Below are 15,387 nucleotides of genomic sequence, written 5' to 3'. Positions count from 1 at the left end.
CTGTAAAACAATTTTCTTTGTCACCCCCAATTAAAAACGATTTACAGAGAGGGTTTTATGGCTGATACAGATATTCGCGTGGCTATCGTAGGTGCAGGTGGTCGCATGGGACGCAACCTTATTCAGGCTGTTCAACAACTGGATGGTGTTACACTTGGCGCAGCATTGGAACGTTCCGGTTCCTCTTTAGTGGGAAGCGATGCCGGAGAATTAGCGGGTATCGGTAAGAATGGAATTGCGATTAGTGACGATCTGCATCACGTCATTGAGCAGTTTGATGTACTGGTCGATTTTACCCGTCCTGAAGGCACATTAATGTACCTCGCTATTTGTCGGCAGTACCGCAAGTCAATGATCATTGGCACAACCGGCTTTGATGATGCCGGTAAGCATGCCATTGAAGAAGCCTCCCGTGAAATCCCGATTGTTTTTGCTGCTAATTTTAGTGTTGGAGTTAATTTGGTACTGAAATTGCTGGAAAAAGCTGCCACGGTTATGGGGGAATATGCGGATATCGAAATTATTGAAGCTCACCATCGCCATAAAGTGGATGCCCCGTCAGGAACAGCACTCGCAATGGGAGAATCTATCGCCAATACGTTAGGCCGGGATCTTAAAACCTGTGCAGTCTATGCCCGCGAAGGCTATACCGGAGAGCGAGATCCGAAAAGCATTGGGTTTGCCACCCTACGAGCAGGAGATATTGTTGGAGAGCATACTGCAATTTTTGCAGATATTGGTGAGCGTGTAGAGATAAGTCACAGGGCTTCAAGCCGCATGACTTTCGCTAATGGTGCAATTAAGGCAGCAATATGGATAAAAGGTAAAAATTCCGGGCTTTATAACATGAAAGACGTACTTAATCTCGAAAATATTTAATATAAAAAAATCTATAACCTACTGTAATTACGTGATTATTTTCCATAAAATTACGTAATTACAAGTAAAGAATAATTTTATATAAAAACAAACCTTATCCTATGTTTTCATAGTTATAATTTACCTTTTTGTTGCCTTTCTTCCATCAACGTGGAAAAAGTCACACTTTTTTCCTGTTTTTCAGTTTTCTCTCGTACTAATCGAATATCTCCCCCTCTTTCCTTATGCTTTTCAGCCATATTGGCTCAATGTAAGGCTAAGAGTTGTAAAAAAAACAATAAAAATGCCATTTTTTATAGACAAGCCCCCCTCTCATCATTAGAATGCGCGCAATTTGCCAAAATTTTGATAAAAATCATGATTGGCATTGATTTTAAGGATTAATTCTGAATTAATATGCAGTGGATGCGATTTATTATTCATTCTGGAGGGCGTTTTGATTAAGTCAGCTATATTGGTTCTAGAAGATGGAACCCAATTTCACGGTCGCGCCATTGGTGCAGAAGGTGTGGCTGTTGGAGAAGTGGTCTTCAATACCTCAATGACCGGATATCAAGAAATACTTACCGACCCTTCCTATTCCCGCCAAATTGTTACTCTCACTTATCCTCATATTGGTAATGTCGGCATCAATGCCGCTGATGAAGAATCCCCCGCCATTCAAGCCCAAGGCTTAGTCATTCGCGATTTACCCTTAGTAACTAGCAACTTCCGCAGTGAAGAGAATCTGTCTGATTACCTGAAACGTCACAATATTGTAGCCATCGCTGATATTGATACACGCAAACTGACCCGTCTATTGAGAGAAAAAGGGGCGCAGAACGGCTGTATCATCGCGGGTAATGAGGCAGATGCCCAAGTTGCACTGGAAAAAGCAAAAGCATTCCCCGGCTTGAAAGGCATGGATTTAGCAAAAGAGGTTACAACAGCACAATCCTATCAATGGATACAAGGAAGCTGGACACTTGAAGGTGGCTTGCCTGAAGCGCGCAAAGAACAAGAATTACCTTACCACATCGTGGCCTACGATTTTGGTGTTAAGCGCAACATCCTGCGTATGCTGGTCGATCGCGGTTGCCGCGTTACTGTCGTTCCGGCAAAAACTTCTGCTGATGAAGTACTGAAAATGGCGCCAGATGGCATTTTCCTGTCCAATGGTCCCGGCGATCCAGAGCCATGTGATTATGCTATTGAAGCAATCAAAACTTTCCTGAATACCGAAATTCCTGTATTTGGCATTTGCTTAGGGCACCAATTACTGGCACTGGCCAGTGGTGCAAAAACCGTGAAAATGAAATTTGGTCATCACGGTGGCAACCATCCGGTTAAAGATCTGGATCGTGATGTCGTCATGATCACGGCGCAAAACCACGGCTTTGCTGTTGATGAAGACTCATTACCAGCCAATCTGCGCGTAACCCACAAGTCTCTCTTTGATGGCACATTGCAAGGCATTCACCGTACTGATAAGCCAGCATTCAGTTTTCAGGGGCACCCTGAAGCCAGCCCTGGCCCGCATGAAGCCGCTTCACTGTTCGATCACTTTATCGAGTTAATTGATCAACATCGCCAAACCAACGTTCAGAGCACTAAATAATCAGGAGAAAAAGAAAAAATGGCAAAACGTACTGATATTAAAAGTATTCTGATTTTAGGTGCTGGCCCGATTGTTATCGGTCAGGCTTGTGAGTTTGATTACTCCGGTGCGCAGGCGTGTAAGGCGCTAAGGGAAGAAGGCTATCGCGTCATTCTGGTGAACTCTAACCCTGCAACCATTATGACCGACCCGGAAATGGCGGATGCAACTTACATCGAGCCAATCCACTGGGAAGTTGTACGCAAAATCATTGAAAAAGAGCGCCCAGATGCAATTTTGCCAACGATGGGTGGACAAACTGCCCTGAACTGCGCATTGGAACTGGAACGTCAGGGAGTTCTGAACGAATTCGGCGTCACCATGATTGGTGCAACTGCGGATGCAATTGATAAGGCCGAAGATCGCCAGCGTTTTGACAAGGCGATGAAAAAAATCGGCTTGGACACAGCACGTTCTGGTATTGCTCACACCATGGAAGAAGCGTTGGCGGTAGCTGAAGAGGTTGGCTTCCCTTGTATTATCCGCCCTTCTTTCACCATGGGCGGAACTGGCGGCGGTATTGCCTACAACCGCGAAGAATTTGAAGAAATTTGTGAACGTGGTTTAGATCTCTCTCCAACCAATGAACTGCTGATCGATGAATCCCTGATTGGCTGGAAAGAGTATGAAATGGAAGTGGTGCGTGATAAAAACGATAACTGCATCATCGTCTGCTCCATTGAAAACTTCGACCCAATGGGCATCCATACCGGTGACTCCATCACCGTTGCACCTGCACAAACACTGACCGACAAAGAATACCAAATCATGCGTAACGCATCGATGGCAGTCTTACGTGAAATCGGTGTAGAAACCGGGGGTTCAAACGTACAATTTGCGGTGAATCCGAAAAATGGTCGTTTGATCGTCATTGAAATGAACCCCCGCGTATCCCGTTCTTCGGCGCTGGCCTCCAAGGCAACAGGTTTCCCAATTGCGAAAATCGCAGCAAAACTGGCGGTGGGCTATACCCTTGATGAGCTGATGAATGACATCACGGGCGGACGCACTCCGGCATCTTTCGAACCTTCCATTGACTATGTTGTGACGAAAATTCCTCGCTTCAACTTCGAGAAATTTGCTGGCAGCAATGATCGTCTGACCACTCAGATGAAATCTGTTGGTGAAGTGATGGCGATTGGTCGTACATTCCAGGAGTCTTTGCAGAAAGCCCTGCGCGGTCTGGAAGTCGGTGTGACCGGATTCGATCCTAAAGTCAATCTGGATGATCCACAATCTCTGACCAAAATTCGCAGCGAGCTGAAAAATGCAGGCGCTGAGCGTATTTGGTATGTCGCAGACGCATTCCGCGCTGGCATGTCTGTTGATGGTATCTTCAACCTGACCAACATTGATCGCTGGTTCCTGGTTCAGATTGAAGAATTGATCCGTCTGGAAGAACAAGTTGCAGAACAAGGCGTTAACAGCCTGACTTTTGATTTCCTGCGTCAGCTCAAACGCAAAGGTTTTGCCGATGCACATTTGGCGAAACTGGTAGGTATCTCTGATAAAGAGATCCGCAAATTGCGTCATGACTATAACCTGTACCCCGTGTACAAGCGTGTTGATACTTGTGCAGCAGAATTCGCCACCGATACCGCTTACATGTACTCCACATACGAAGACGAATGTGAAGCGAATCCGAACAGCGATAAGCCAAAAATCATAGTATTGGGTGGTGGCCCGAACCGTATCGGACAAGGCATTGAATTCGATTACTGCTGTGTCCATGCTTCACTGGCCCTGCGTGAAGACGGTTATGAAACTATCATGGTGAACTGTAACCCTGAAACGGTTTCCACCGATTACGATACGTCAGATCGTCTCTATTTTGAACCGGTGACACTGGAAGACGTACTGGAAATTGTACGTGTTGAACAGCCAAAAGGCGTGATCGTTCAGTATGGCGGCCAGACGCCACTGAAACTGGCACGTGAGCTGGAAGCCGCAGGTGTACCTATTATCGGCACCAGCCCTGATGCCATTGACCGCGCAGAAGATCGTGAACGTTTCCAGCAGGCCGTTAATCGCCTTGGCCTGAAACAACCCGCGAACGCCACAGTTACAACTATCGAACAAGCGGTTGAGAAAGGTAATGCACTGGGTTATCCACTGGTTGTTCGTCCATCTTATGTATTGGGCGGACGCGCAATGGAAATCGTGTATGACGAATCTGACCTGCGCCGTTACTTCCAGACTGCGGTTAGCGTATCCAATGATGCACCCGTCCTGCTGGATCGCTTTCTGGATGACGCAGTTGAAGTAGACGTAGATGCCATCTGTGATGGTGAGCGCGTTCTGATCGGCGGCATCATGGAACACATCGAACAAGCAGGTGTTCACTCTGGTGATTCTGCATGTTCTTTGCCAGCTTATACTTTAAGCAAAGAAATTCAGGATGTTATGCGCCAGCAAGTTGAAAAACTGGCCTTTGAACTGCGTGTCCGTGGCCTGATGAATGTTCAGTTTGCGGTGAAAAACAACGAAGTTTACCTGATTGAAGTCAACCCACGTGCAGCGCGTACCGTGCCATTCGTTTCCAAAGCGACAGGTTTGCCGCTGGCAAAAGTCGCGGCACGCGTCATGGCAGGTCAATCCCTGCTTGAGCAAGGTGCAATTGAAGAAATCATTCCACCTTACTACTCCGTAAAAGAAGTGGTTCTGCCATTTAATAAATTCCCGGGCGTTGACCCAATCCTGGGGCCAGAAATGCGTTCTACGGGTGAAGTCATGGGCGTAGGCCGTACCTTTGCGGAAGCCTTCTCAAAAGCCATGTTGGGCAGTAACTCCACCATGCGCAAAAAAGGCCGTGCATTGTTGTCAGTACGTGAAGGTGATAAAGAACGTGTGGTCGATTTGGCGGCTAAGTTGCTTAAACATGGTTTTGAACTGGATGCGACTCACGGTACGGCAGTCGTCTTAGGTGAAGCAGGGATCAACCCACGTTTAGTCAATAAAGTTCACGAAGGACGCCCACATATTCAGGACAGAATCAAAAACGGTGAATATGACTATATCGTCAATACCACCGCAGGCCGTCAGGCAATTGAAGATTCAAAACTGCTGCGTCGTAGCGCACTGCAATATAAAGTGCACTATGACACAACCCTGAACGGTGGCTTTGCAACTACCATGGCACTGAGCGCAGATCCTACTGAACAAGTTATTTCTGTACAGGAAATGCACGCAAAGATTGTCAAATAATATACCGTCATTCTTGACAGTATTCGCTTAAAAAACGGCTTCCCCAAGGTTGGAAATCCAACGAGTCAGGAAGCCGTTTTATTTGGCGTTTTATTTATTAATGATGCTTAATATTGCAGTCTGTGAATAATCAGCAACAATCATAGTAGGCATCTTTGATAATCATAGGGAGTCGAATACTGTGTCAAACATCATGTTAAAGCGTAAATATTTAACCCACTCGGAAATTGAAGTATTGCTAAAGGAATTGGAAAAACACCCTCACGCAGATCGCAACATCTGCATGATATTTATGGGTTTTATCCACGGTTTCCGGGTGTCTGAATTACTGGGTTTGAAACTGTCTGATATCGATTTGGAGGGCAAAAAACTACGGGTACAACGATTAAAGAACGGTTTTTCCACGATCCATCCAATGGTAGCGCGGGAAATTCAATTAATACGGAAATGGCTTTCACTGCGTCAGCGCTATAAAAACAGTGATCAAAGTGATTGGTTATTCTTGTCACGAACCGGGGCGCGCATGTCACGCCAACAGTTCTATAAGATCATCCGGCAAACCAGTTTAAAGGCTAATTTAGCGGTTTGCGCGAATCCGCACATGTTACGACATTCTTGCGGCTATGCGCTGGCGGACAATGGTGTGGATACCCGCTTGATTCAGGACTATTTAGGCCATCGAAACATTCGCCATACAGTCCGCTACACCGCGAGTAATGCAGGCCGCTTCGAGACGATATGGCAAGAAAGAGGGAAACGAAAATTGTCGACAATTAGTACCAAACTGTTAACCAATAAATTTTCCCACTTTTTCAACACTATTTATCTTCACGTCTTTCGCAAGAACCAAAATAACTCTTTGATTCAAGCTTAAAAAATCCCCCTTCTATCCGAACCTCACACTTTGTTTTTTCCTTATCAAAATATTCCTTTTTTGCTATCTCGTTTAACAAAAATTTAAATTGCTCGACATCGAAAGCTGTATAAATTAAAACCACCATTGATGTTGGAGTAATAAACCAAAATAATATTCAAACTAAGTTTAATCATCCTGGGTTAACAGTTTGGTACTAAATGTTAACCCATGAATTCTATTCTTAGAGCCTATTTGGATAGGCTCTAAGTTATATAACCTGTTTGAAGTTTAGAAAATAAAAAACCCTGCCGATATCATCTAAGCAGGGCTTTTAATCTCAGTGTGCTGATTTTACTCTTCACACTGAAGTTTTATATCAATTAATGCCTAAATTAGGCAGCGTTAATGCCGTACTGAGCACAAACAGAAGCCAGACCACCAGCGTAACCCTGACCTACTGCGCGGAACTTCCATTCTGCATTGTGACGATACAGTTCACCGAACAGCATTGCAGTTTCAGTAGAAGCATCTTCAGTCAGGTCATAACGAGCTACTTCAACTTGAGTGTCATCGTTAACCAGACGGATGAAGGCACCGGAAACCTGACCAAAGCTCTGGCGACGGGTTTGTGCATCGTGGATAGTTACCACAAATACAACTTTATCTACGTCAGCAGGAATTTGATCCAGTTTGATTTTCAGTGATTCGTCATCGCCATCCCCTTCACCGGTACGGTTGTCGCCAGTGTGCATAATGGAGCCGTCAGCCGATTTCAGGTTGTTGTAGAAAATGAAATCTGCATCACCGCGTACTTTACCGTTCGCTGCCAGCAGGAAAGCTGATGCGTCGAGGTCAAAGTCTTGTCCGTCAGTTGCACGAGCATCCCAACCGAGACCGATCAGAACGTTTTTCATGCTTGGCGCTTCTTTGCTCAGAGAAACGTTACCGCCTTTAGAAAGAGATACACCCATTATTATTTCCTCATTTATTACTATTACGTTTTACGTTTGTATTAATTGGTTATACCCGATAGTTTTTTAACTCACCGGATTTAGCTTGCGCTTTCTTTTTGTGGGAATAGCAGGCTGGCAAGAATACCGGCTGCCAGTACCCCGATTACCACAAGCAGGCTAGTCGTTGCCGAAATTGAATAACCGTGGTGGAAAATGTGCTCAGAGGCATTCAGTCCCAATTTAATGGCGATGAAGAACAGCAAAACGATGACTGCCTTTTCCAAATGCACCAGATACTTTTTCAATGCTTCAAGCACAAAGTAGAGCGTCCGCAGACCCAAGATAGCAAACATCATGGCACTGTACACAATTAAAGGTTCCCGGCTGACTGCAATAACCGCAGGTACAGAGTCAAAGGCGAACATGACATCAGACAGCTCAACCACTGCTAAACACAGCATCAATGGCGTAGCATAAAGCGCTGCTTTACCAGTACGGCCCATTTTCACATCGGCATTTTCCGGTTTAGCCAGTTCCGCATCTACTTCCTTCTGGTTCAGCATAAAAGCATGACCGCGCAGTTTCGGCCAAATCGGGAAGAAACGCTTCACCAGACGGTAGGCAAGGTGCTGTGAATAGTCTTCGATTTCATCATCATCATCGCCGCTTTTCAGCATCATAACGGCTGTCCAGCCCACAATGACAGCAAACACTATCTCAACCCACGGCCCAAGTGCCAACAGGCTCGTTCCGATGGCAACGAAAATACCACGGAAGACGATGGCACCAATAATTCCCCAATACAGGACACGGTGACGATAGCGGTCGGGAACAGCGAACCAGGAGAAAATCGCCATGATGACAAACAGGTTATCGACAGAAAGCACTTTTTCCAGTGCGTAACCGGTCACAAACAGGCTGGCTGTTTCTGCTCCGTGATGCACATACAGGAATCCCGCGAAAACAAATGCAATTGCGATCCAAAAAATAGACCAAAGAGCGGCACTGCGCAGCGAAACCGGCTTATCATGACGATGCATAAAGAGGTCGATAAAGAGCGCACCAACCGACAGAATAATAAATACAGCAACGGTTTCCATCGGAAAACCAATGTGCGTGGATACCATGAAGTAAGCCTCTTAAATTATCTGTAATTACAGTTCGAAATCAGCCGGTGTAAAGCCAAGGGCTGTGCAAATTTCACGGGCAGCATTCTTTTCGTTATTGTCGAAGTCACCATCACTTTTGGCGACGGCGATCCCTACACGTAAAGCAAGCTGTGCCGCTTCCGGTTGTTGCTTCAGCGCTATAATGAATTTCATGGCTTCACCTTTACCAATGTCAGCATCAAATTCATAGCTGCTGACCAGTTTGTTAAAGAATTCGATAATTTCAGCGGTATCGAAGACTTTCAGTTCGGGGGAGTTTTTAATGAACCCGATCATTTTTTGCTTTTCTTCTGCACTGACACCGTCGCTTGCCATTGCAACGTGCGCACATACTGCCACCGTGCCTTCCATGAATTTTCTGTTCTTGAAGCGGCTAACCTGGTTAGTCAGTTCGTCACGTCCTGCGTTGAACGCTGATTTGATTTTGTTTAAAAAGGACATAAGCCCCTCCATTTGTATAAAACTCTTATGTAATAAGTGATCGTGTTATTTAAAAATCCAAAGCATTATTTTCTGCCGGATTCCCAGCTAAAGCCCCATCCCAACGCTCTGTCCATCTCTTGATGCCCGTTGAAGTATTGATTGATACGTTCTACTTTGATGGAGCCGTTTTCGTTGACAAGGCGGGCAATGGCACACATGTTTTTGTGGTTGTAGCCTTCTGTCATACGCGTTTCAATTGGCGGTTGATCAGGGACATAGATCGTGACAACACCGTCGGTTTTGTCCCAGCTTGGCGCACCTTCGTAGATAAAGGCGTAGATTAAAACTTCGCTGATGTTTTTCCACTCAAGGCCATTGATATGAAGCCATTCACCGCCAGCTACATTACCGGTGCGATCATCGCCCTGTAATTCTACGTAGGGTTCATAGCGGTAATCACCAAAGCGATTCCCCAATGCCTGTACAACGTCTTTATATCCATTTTGCAGCCGGATAAACGCACCGAGATCAAGGTCTACGTTTTTGTTTGAACCAAACATACCTTGCAGTATGCCTTTTGAAGCAGAGGGAGTTTGGTTCCAGTTCAGGTTAACGCGAATTTCACCGAAGTTATCGCGTTTACTCAGGCTGATAGCTGGTTTTTCTTTGGTCAGAGAAACCTTGCTCAAATTAACGTTAGTAGGTGCGGGTGTTGTGGATGCAGGTGTGGAAGTTGGTGCGCCATCATCAATGATATCCACGCCAAAATGCTCCGCCAGAGGCTTGAGGCCGCCGTTAAAGCCCTGGGCAATAAAGCGGAATTTCCACTCACCATTACGACGATACAGTTCACCGAGAATCAGGGCAGCTTCTGGACGCCCTTGTATTTCAACATCACCCTGTAAAATTACGCTGCTGTTCAGTTCAACCCGAATGGTAAGGCTACGCAGGCTGGAAATCGTTTGGTTGCCGTCGCAGGTTGCGGTGAATGCCACTTTCTGGACATCCTGACCTAATGCAGGCAAGTTGACGAAAAATGAGGTATTGATGTTGCCACCCGCCAGACGAATAGAGTTGTCATCATTGACGGGCTGACCGTAGAACACCATATCGGGATCGCCTTTAACTTTGCCATCGGAATACAGACGGAAAGCAGAGACATCAACGGCTGAACCTGACAAAACCCGCACGGTGAGTGTTTGGTTGGCAACGGGGGCATTACCCCCAGGCGTCAGATTCATTAGCTTATCACCGTCTCAACGATCTGCGGATACATCGCATCAATGGTACGCCCAACGCAGGGAACACCATGTGCAGTGAAATCCCATTGACCGCCGTTGCGGCGCAGGGAGGAGATGATAATGCCGGTATGGGAGCCCTGCTCATTCAGTTGATAGCGAGCCAGCTCTTTGCCGTTTTGGTCAATGACACGGCAGAAGGCATTTTCAACATCATTGAAGTTTTGGCCACGGAAGCTGTTAACGGTAAAAGCAAGATATTCGACATTAGCAGGCAACTTGACCAAATCGACACAGATAACTTCATCATCCCCATCACCTTCACCTGTCAGGTTGTCACCAGTGTGGAGGATAGAACCGCATTTTGATTTTAGCTGACCGAACCACACGGTATCGATGGCATTGCCGGATTTATCAAGCAGGATGCAGCTTGCATCCAGATCAATTTCATCACTGCTGCCAAATAAACTCGCCAGAAAGCCTTTTTTCTTGGTTACGGGATCCCATCCCAGACCAAAATTCACTTTAGCCAGTGAAGCGCTCTGTTTGGTGAGCGAAACTGACTGGTTTTTGCTTAACGAAACCATTAATGGCACCTCTATATCTGTTTGTCGGTGAATTACGGTAATTTCACGCATTAAAAAATCATAATATGAAAAATAGATAGCCGATATCTGTCATATTATGATTCCCATAAACAGTATTTCTGGTTGTTAACTTCATGATAGAAAACAATCTAGCTTCATTTTTTATCATTTCTTTTTCGTGCGGAAAAGTCAAACAAATTTTGGAATAAAAAATCATAATATGATTGACATGTGGTGATTATCAACTCTAGACTGCGACGCATATTCCGTCCAATTGAGAAAGGATGCTGCACATAGCCACGTTGACTGTCGGCAATTTAACAATTGTTTCTGTCAGAACAACGAAATTTGATTTACGAAAAGATAATTTGATTTATGAGATAAATAGTTACCGCATTTATCAGCCATCCCAAGTGATCTGAAATTTTTTTTAAAAGGCATTACATGACAGCATTAAGTAACACCTGTATTTATCAAGAACAGGTTTATCAAAAACAGATTTACCAAAAAAAGTTGAACAGTGGGACGTTGACGGTAACGGCAACTCATGATTTTGCATCTCTGGAAACACTGTTTGATATCGCTGAACGCCGTAATCCCAAAAGAGCATTTTTGTTTGTCAGTAAGGTATTGGGGCGGCATATTCCTGTCAGTCCATCTACCATGCGTTCGGTCTATCGACAGTTGTCTGAACGGTTCCCTGTCAATCTTCCTGGCCCGGTTTTGTATATTGGCATGGCGGAAACGGCGGTCGGGCTTGCTGCCGGTGTGTTTCAGGAAACAAAAAGCAAGGTGGATGCCCCCGTGTTTCTGACTTCGACACGCCATCCTGTTGATGGTGATTTGTTGTGTGAGTTTAAGGAAAACCACAGTCATGCAACGGATCATCTGATTTATTGGCCAGCAGAAAGCCGGTTACGTCAACGGGTGATAGCTGCACGTACTTTGGTCTTGATTGATGATGAAGCAACGACTGGCAACACTTTTCTCAATTTATTGGCGGCGTTGCGTGAGGCAGGGCTTAAGCATATTGAACATATTGTCACGGTAACGTTGACAGACTGGAGTGGGAAAGCAGTTGTACAACGCAGTCCATTACCGGTTTCTACGGTGTCCCTGATTGAAGGGCATTGGCAATGGGATGCAGATATAGCCGCTCCGGTTCCGGTTATGCCTCAAGTCAATGTTACCGCCCGGGGAGAAATCGGCATTATCGGTCGCCAGAATTGGGGACGTCTGGGATCAGATGAAAGCCAATGTGAGATTGGTGCCGATATTCATGTCAGGGCAGGTGAGAAAGTGTTGGTATTGGGTTCCAGCGAATTTGTCTGGCAGCCGTTCCTGCTGGCTGAACGACTTGAGCAAGAAGGAGCATCAGTCAAGTTTGGCTCAACAACCCGCTCTCCTATTTCCTGCGGTCATGCTATTCAGTCTGTGATGGCTTTCACTGATAATTACGGGCTTGGTATCCCGAATTTTCTTTACAATGTCGCTCATCAGAAGTTTGATCGTATCTTGCTCTGCCTCGAAACGCCGAGAACGTCGGTTGATCAGGCGCTGATGGCACAGCTTGCCCATATTGCTCCGGTTGTAGAGATTGTTGGTTATGATTAAACCTGTCTTGCTGACCGATCTTGATGACACGCTATTTCAGTCACGCCGGAAGATAAAGAGTGCGTCGGCTAGCTCAACTTTTCGCGTGGGGGCTTTGGATCGAAAAAGTTCTCCTCACAGCTATATGACGGAAGAACAATCCATGCTGGTTGATTGGCTGTTGGCTCATGCAGAATGTATTCCCGTCACAGCCAGAAATACAGAACAGCTCAGCCGCGTACAGATCCCTTTTAATTCCTGGTGCATTGCCTCTCATGGGGCAGTGCTTCTCACCCCAGAAGGTGTCGTTGATGAGCATTGGCAATCACATATGTTGCGGGAGTTAATGTCATATCGGGAGAAATTGCAGGCGTTGGAGCGTTTGAGTCATCACCTGATTGCGTCTTATGGTATGGATGCGTGGGCACGCCTTGATTATGAATATGGTGATGTACCTGTTTTCCTGATCATTAAACATCGGGATCATGGCAGGTTAAATCAGCTTAATCTGCTGGCTGAAACCCTGGTTAAAGAAAACCATTTTTATTTCCACCAACACTTTTATATACACCAAAACAATAACAATCTTACTTTGCTGCCAAAGTGTGTTGACAAGGGACTGGCAACTCGTCACCTTTTGCAAAGACTTCGTGCTGAGAGAGGGGTTTTTCCGGTCATTGGCTTAGGAGATAGTCTGAGCGACTACCGTTTCATGCACATGTGCGATTGGTTTGGTATGCCCCGGCAAAGCCAATTTGCCGATACATTAATGACTGCTTTATTTGGAGCTGTAAATAAATGAATAACTTTCCTCCTTTTTCTGGAAGTTATGCCTCTGATGATGTTCAATTTTTGCTAAAACCAATCCAAATGGAGATGACACCTGTCGATGTTAAGGAACAGTTGATTCAATCTGGTGCGCGCCATTATTCGGATATGTTGAGTCAGGAACCGGAGCCAACCCCTTATCACCTTGAGCTGTTTGATAAAGCACTCGAACAGGGTGCCGTTCGGCTGGCAACAGAAGTGGTGATGCTTGCTAAGGCACTGGTATCGCGCTTTGGGGATACGCCGATTGTGTTGGTCAGCCTGGTCAGGGCTGGTGTCCCTTTGGGGGTAATGCTGCATCAGGCACTCAGGAAAATGGGTAAGCGTTCTTATCATTATGGTATCAGTATCATTCGGGATCGTGGCATTGACAGCACGGCACTATCGTATATTGAACAACAACATGGCACGGATGGTTTGGTGTTTGTCGATGGTTGGACTGGCAAAGGAGCGATTACCGCAGAACTGACGCGATCATTGGCAGGGCGGGTTGGTTATTCGGGAATGCCTCGCTTGGTGGTACTGGCTGATCCCTGTGGTTGTTCGTGGTTGGCGGCAAGTGACGATGATTGGTTGATACCTTTCGGCATTATGGGAGCACCGGTATCGGGGCTGATATCACGTTCTATTTGGCGTGAAGGGGGAGTGCACGGCTGTGTGCAGTGTGATCACCTGACAGAGTTTGATTGCAGTCGCTTGCTGGTGGACACTGTGGCTGATTACTGTGATCAATTGGATTTAGATGCGATACCAGAGGCTGTTTGGCTTCCGCAGGAAAAAACGCCTTTATTGCAATTGAGCAAAGCGGTGATTGTTGACCTTGCTGAAAAATACCAGATTGACAGCATCAATCGCATCAAACCCGGCATTGCTGAAGCAACCCGCGCAGTATTGCGGCGCGTACCAGAACATGTACTTGTACGTTCCCGGAATGATCCTGATGTTGCGTTATTGGTTCATCTGGCACGCCAGAAAGATGTTGTTATTACGGAAGTTGGTGATCTGATAGGTCAGTATCGCGCCGTTACTATTATTAAAAAGGTTGCGTAATGAAATTGATCCCTTCTCCATACCAACTTGGCGCGACGCTGTATATGCCTGCCACTCGTCAGAATATTGCAGAAATTGTGTTACAAAATAAAATCACTGGGTTGCGCTCTCTGGTAATTTGTCTGGAAGATGCAGTCAGTGAGCAGGATATCCCTGCGGCTATTGAGAACCTCAGCCATGTTCTGCAAACATTGGCAGGATCTGATATGGCTTCTTCCGGTGCCTTTTTTTCCGACAAGAAACAACATCGCCCTCTGATTTTTATCCGTCCGCGTAACAAGACAATGGCGAAGCACCTGATCGCCAGCATTAACCTCAATATCATTGATGGGCTGGTCTTGCCCAAATTTACCCATGCTTCGTTGCCCGATTGGTGGGATATTATTCGTTCAACGCATCTTTGCATTATGCCGACACTGGAGACTGAAGAAGTCTTTGATATCCAGAAAATGAATCAGCTTGCTGACACGCTTAAAAATCATCCTTGCAAAGAACGCATCATTGCCCTGCGTATTGGTGGCAACGATCTGATGAATGTGATGTCCTTACGACGTTCCCGTGATTTCACACTGTATGACGGGCCAATGGGATATGTCATTAAAATGCTGGTTGCCGTTTTTGCGGCGCGGAAGTTTGCTCTGACAGCCCCGGTTTGTGAGCACATTGATGATTTGGAACTCCTTGAGAAAGAGTTGGCATTGGATATTGCCCACGGTTTAGTGGGAAAAACAGCCATACATCCAAAACAGATTGAATGTATTCAGCGGGCGATGAGAGTCAGTTCCCACGATTATGCTGACGCATTGAATATTCTCACCTCAAACCAAGCTGTCTTTAAATCTCAGGGGGTGATGTGTGAACCTGCTACTCATCAACGGTGGGCGGTCAATATTCTTGAGCGGGCTGAATATTACGGTATCGGGCCTGAGACAGCATAAAGACTGAAACCAGAGAAAAGAGGATTAAGGTTT

14 protein-coding genes are annotated in these 15,387 nt (G+C 45.8%); 8 read left to right on the top strand and 6 right to left on the bottom strand.

The window, feature by feature from the left end; genetic code table 11:
* The first annotated feature begins 57 nt into the window (after positions 1-57).
* The gene (gene dapB, locus Xenpb_RS00855) at positions 58-879 is read left to right on the top strand and encodes a 4-hydroxy-tetrahydrodipicolinate reductase (protein WP_187652662.1); all 822 of its coding nucleotides are present in this window, start codon (positions 58-60) and stop codon (positions 877-879) included.
* A 113-nt stretch (positions 880-992) separates the two neighbouring features.
* Here the strand turns inward: dapB and Xenpb_RS19815 are convergent, their stop codons facing one another.
* Positions 993-1,118 carry a hypothetical protein gene (locus tag Xenpb_RS19815; protein ID WP_255522983.1) on the bottom strand — a complete coding sequence of 42 codons (126 nt, stop codon included), beginning with the start codon at positions 1,116-1,118 and terminating at the stop codon, positions 993-995.
* A gap of 197 nt (positions 1,119-1,315) precedes the next feature.
* On the opposite strand from Xenpb_RS19815, the gene carA reads away from it, so the two are divergent.
* The 3 genes from carA (at position 1,316) to Xenpb_RS00840 (ending at position 6,593) form a co-directional block, all read left to right on the top strand.
* Complete coding sequence (carA, locus tag Xenpb_RS00850; RefSeq protein ID WP_187652661.1) at positions 1,316-2,476, top strand: glutamine-hydrolyzing carbamoyl-phosphate synthase small subunit; 1,161 nt, start codon at positions 1,316-1,318, stop codon at positions 2,474-2,476.
* 18 nt (positions 2,477-2,494) lie between these two features.
* Positions 2,495-5,719, top strand: coding sequence for a carbamoyl-phosphate synthase large subunit (gene carB / locus Xenpb_RS00845; protein WP_187652660.1), 3,225 nt, complete (start codon positions 2,495-2,497; stop codon positions 5,717-5,719).
* A 193-nt stretch (positions 5,720-5,912) separates the two neighbouring features.
* Positions 5,913-6,593: a tyrosine-type DNA invertase gene (locus Xenpb_RS00840; RefSeq protein ID WP_145956913.1), complete on the top strand. Its 681-nt coding sequence runs from the start codon at positions 5,913-5,915 to the stop codon at positions 6,591-6,593.
* A 374-nt stretch (positions 6,594-6,967) separates the two neighbouring features.
* On the opposite strand, the gene Xenpb_RS00835 is transcribed toward Xenpb_RS00840, so the two are convergent.
* The 5 genes from Xenpb_RS00835 to Xenpb_RS00815 form a co-directional block, all read right to left on the bottom strand.
* A complete protein-coding gene (locus Xenpb_RS00835) occupies positions 6,968-7,546 on the bottom strand; it encodes a TerD family protein (RefSeq protein ID WP_187652659.1) in 579 nt (192 codons plus the stop codon).
* Between the two features lie 80 nt (positions 7,547-7,626).
* Positions 7,627-8,655 carry a TerC/Alx family metal homeostasis membrane protein gene (locus Xenpb_RS00830; protein ID WP_187652658.1) on the bottom strand — a complete coding sequence of 343 codons (1,029 nt, stop codon included), beginning with the start codon at positions 8,653-8,655 and terminating at the stop codon, positions 7,627-7,629.
* Between the two features lie 27 nt (positions 8,656-8,682).
* Positions 8,683-9,138 (bottom strand): tellurite resistance TerB family protein, encoded by a 456-nt coding sequence (locus tag Xenpb_RS00825; RefSeq protein ID WP_187652657.1) that lies wholly within the window; start codon positions 9,136-9,138, stop codon positions 8,683-8,685.
* Between the two features lie 65 nt (positions 9,139-9,203).
* Positions 9,204-10,361 carry a TerD family protein gene (locus Xenpb_RS00820; protein ID WP_187652656.1) on the bottom strand — a complete coding sequence of 386 codons (1,158 nt, stop codon included), beginning with the start codon at positions 10,359-10,361 and terminating at the stop codon, positions 9,204-9,206.
* Positions 10,361-10,945 (bottom strand): TerD family protein, encoded by a 585-nt coding sequence (locus Xenpb_RS00815; RefSeq protein ID WP_187652655.1) that lies wholly within the window; start codon positions 10,943-10,945, stop codon positions 10,361-10,363. The genes Xenpb_RS00820 and Xenpb_RS00815 overlap by 1 nt, the downstream gene beginning before the upstream one ends.
* Before the next feature lie 444 nt (positions 10,946-11,389).
* Here Xenpb_RS00815 and Xenpb_RS00810 point away from each other — a divergent pair, with 444 nt between their 5' ends.
* The 4 genes from Xenpb_RS00810 to Xenpb_RS00795 are packed head-to-tail and all read left to right on the top strand — an operon-like array spanning position 11,390 to position 15,354.
* A complete protein-coding gene (locus tag Xenpb_RS00810; RefSeq protein WP_187652654.1) occupies positions 11,390-12,559 on the top strand; it encodes a phosphoribosyltransferase domain-containing protein in 1,170 nt (389 codons plus the stop codon).
* On the top strand, positions 12,552-13,340 hold the full coding sequence (locus Xenpb_RS00805) for a hypothetical protein (protein ID WP_187652653.1): 789 nt from the start codon (positions 12,552-12,554) through the stop codon (positions 13,338-13,340). Before Xenpb_RS00810 ends, Xenpb_RS00805 begins: the two co-directional genes overlap by 8 nt.
* A complete protein-coding gene (locus Xenpb_RS00800) occupies positions 13,337-14,416 on the top strand; it encodes a cysteine protease StiP family protein (protein WP_187652652.1) in 1,080 nt (359 codons plus the stop codon). The genes Xenpb_RS00805 and Xenpb_RS00800 overlap by 4 nt, the downstream gene beginning before the upstream one ends.
* Complete coding sequence (locus Xenpb_RS00795) at positions 14,416-15,354, top strand: HpcH/HpaI aldolase/citrate lyase family protein (protein ID WP_187652651.1); 939 nt, start codon at positions 14,416-14,418, stop codon at positions 15,352-15,354. The genes Xenpb_RS00800 and Xenpb_RS00795 overlap by 1 nt, the downstream gene beginning before the upstream one ends.
* Positions 15,355-15,387 lie beyond the last annotated feature (33 nt).

It is taken from the genome of Xenorhabdus sp. PB62.4, assembly GCF_014467285.1.
GTDB lineage: Bacteria > Pseudomonadota > Gammaproteobacteria > Enterobacterales > Enterobacteriaceae > Xenorhabdus.
This window is presented reverse-complemented; position numbering and strand designations above follow the sequence as displayed.

Excerpts from the sequence above, each read along its gene's own strand:
- Xenpb_RS00810 (WP_187652654.1), top strand. The coding sequence starts at position 11,390 with ATGACAGCATTAAGTAACACCTGTATTTATCAAGAACAGGTTTATCAA.
- Xenpb_RS00835 (WP_187652659.1), bottom strand. The coding sequence starts at position 7,546 with ATGGGTGTATCTCTTTCTAAAGGCGGTAACGTTTCTCTGAGCAAAGAA.
- Xenpb_RS00800 (WP_187652652.1), top strand. The coding sequence starts at position 13,337 with ATGAATAACTTTCCTCCTTTTTCTGGAAGTTATGCCTCTGATGATGTT.
- carB (WP_187652660.1), top strand. The coding sequence starts at position 2,495 with ATGGCAAAACGTACTGATATTAAAAGTATTCTGATTTTAGGTGCTGGC.
- Xenpb_RS00820 (WP_187652656.1), bottom strand. The coding sequence starts at position 10,361 with ATGAATCTGACGCCTGGGGGTAATGCCCCCGTTGCCAACCAAACACTC.
- Xenpb_RS00805 (WP_187652653.1), top strand. The coding sequence starts at position 12,552 with ATGATTAAACCTGTCTTGCTGACCGATCTTGATGACACGCTATTTCAG.
- Xenpb_RS00830 (WP_187652658.1), bottom strand. The coding sequence starts at position 8,655 with ATGGTATCCACGCACATTGGTTTTCCGATGGAAACCGTTGCTGTATTT.
- Xenpb_RS19815 (WP_255522983.1), bottom strand. The coding sequence starts at position 1,118 with ATGGCTGAAAAGCATAAGGAAAGAGGGGGAGATATTCGATTAGTACGA.
- Xenpb_RS00795 (WP_187652651.1), top strand. The coding sequence starts at position 14,416 with ATGAAATTGATCCCTTCTCCATACCAACTTGGCGCGACGCTGTATATG.
- dapB (WP_187652662.1), top strand. The coding sequence starts at position 58 with ATGGCTGATACAGATATTCGCGTGGCTATCGTAGGTGCAGGTGGTCGC.
- Xenpb_RS00825 (WP_187652657.1), bottom strand. The coding sequence starts at position 9,138 with ATGTCCTTTTTAAACAAAATCAAATCAGCGTTCAACGCAGGACGTGAC.
- Xenpb_RS00815 (WP_187652655.1), bottom strand. The coding sequence starts at position 10,945 with ATGGTTTCGTTAAGCAAAAACCAGTCAGTTTCGCTCACCAAACAGAGC.
- Xenpb_RS00840 (WP_145956913.1), top strand. The coding sequence starts at position 5,913 with ATGTTAAAGCGTAAATATTTAACCCACTCGGAAATTGAAGTATTGCTA.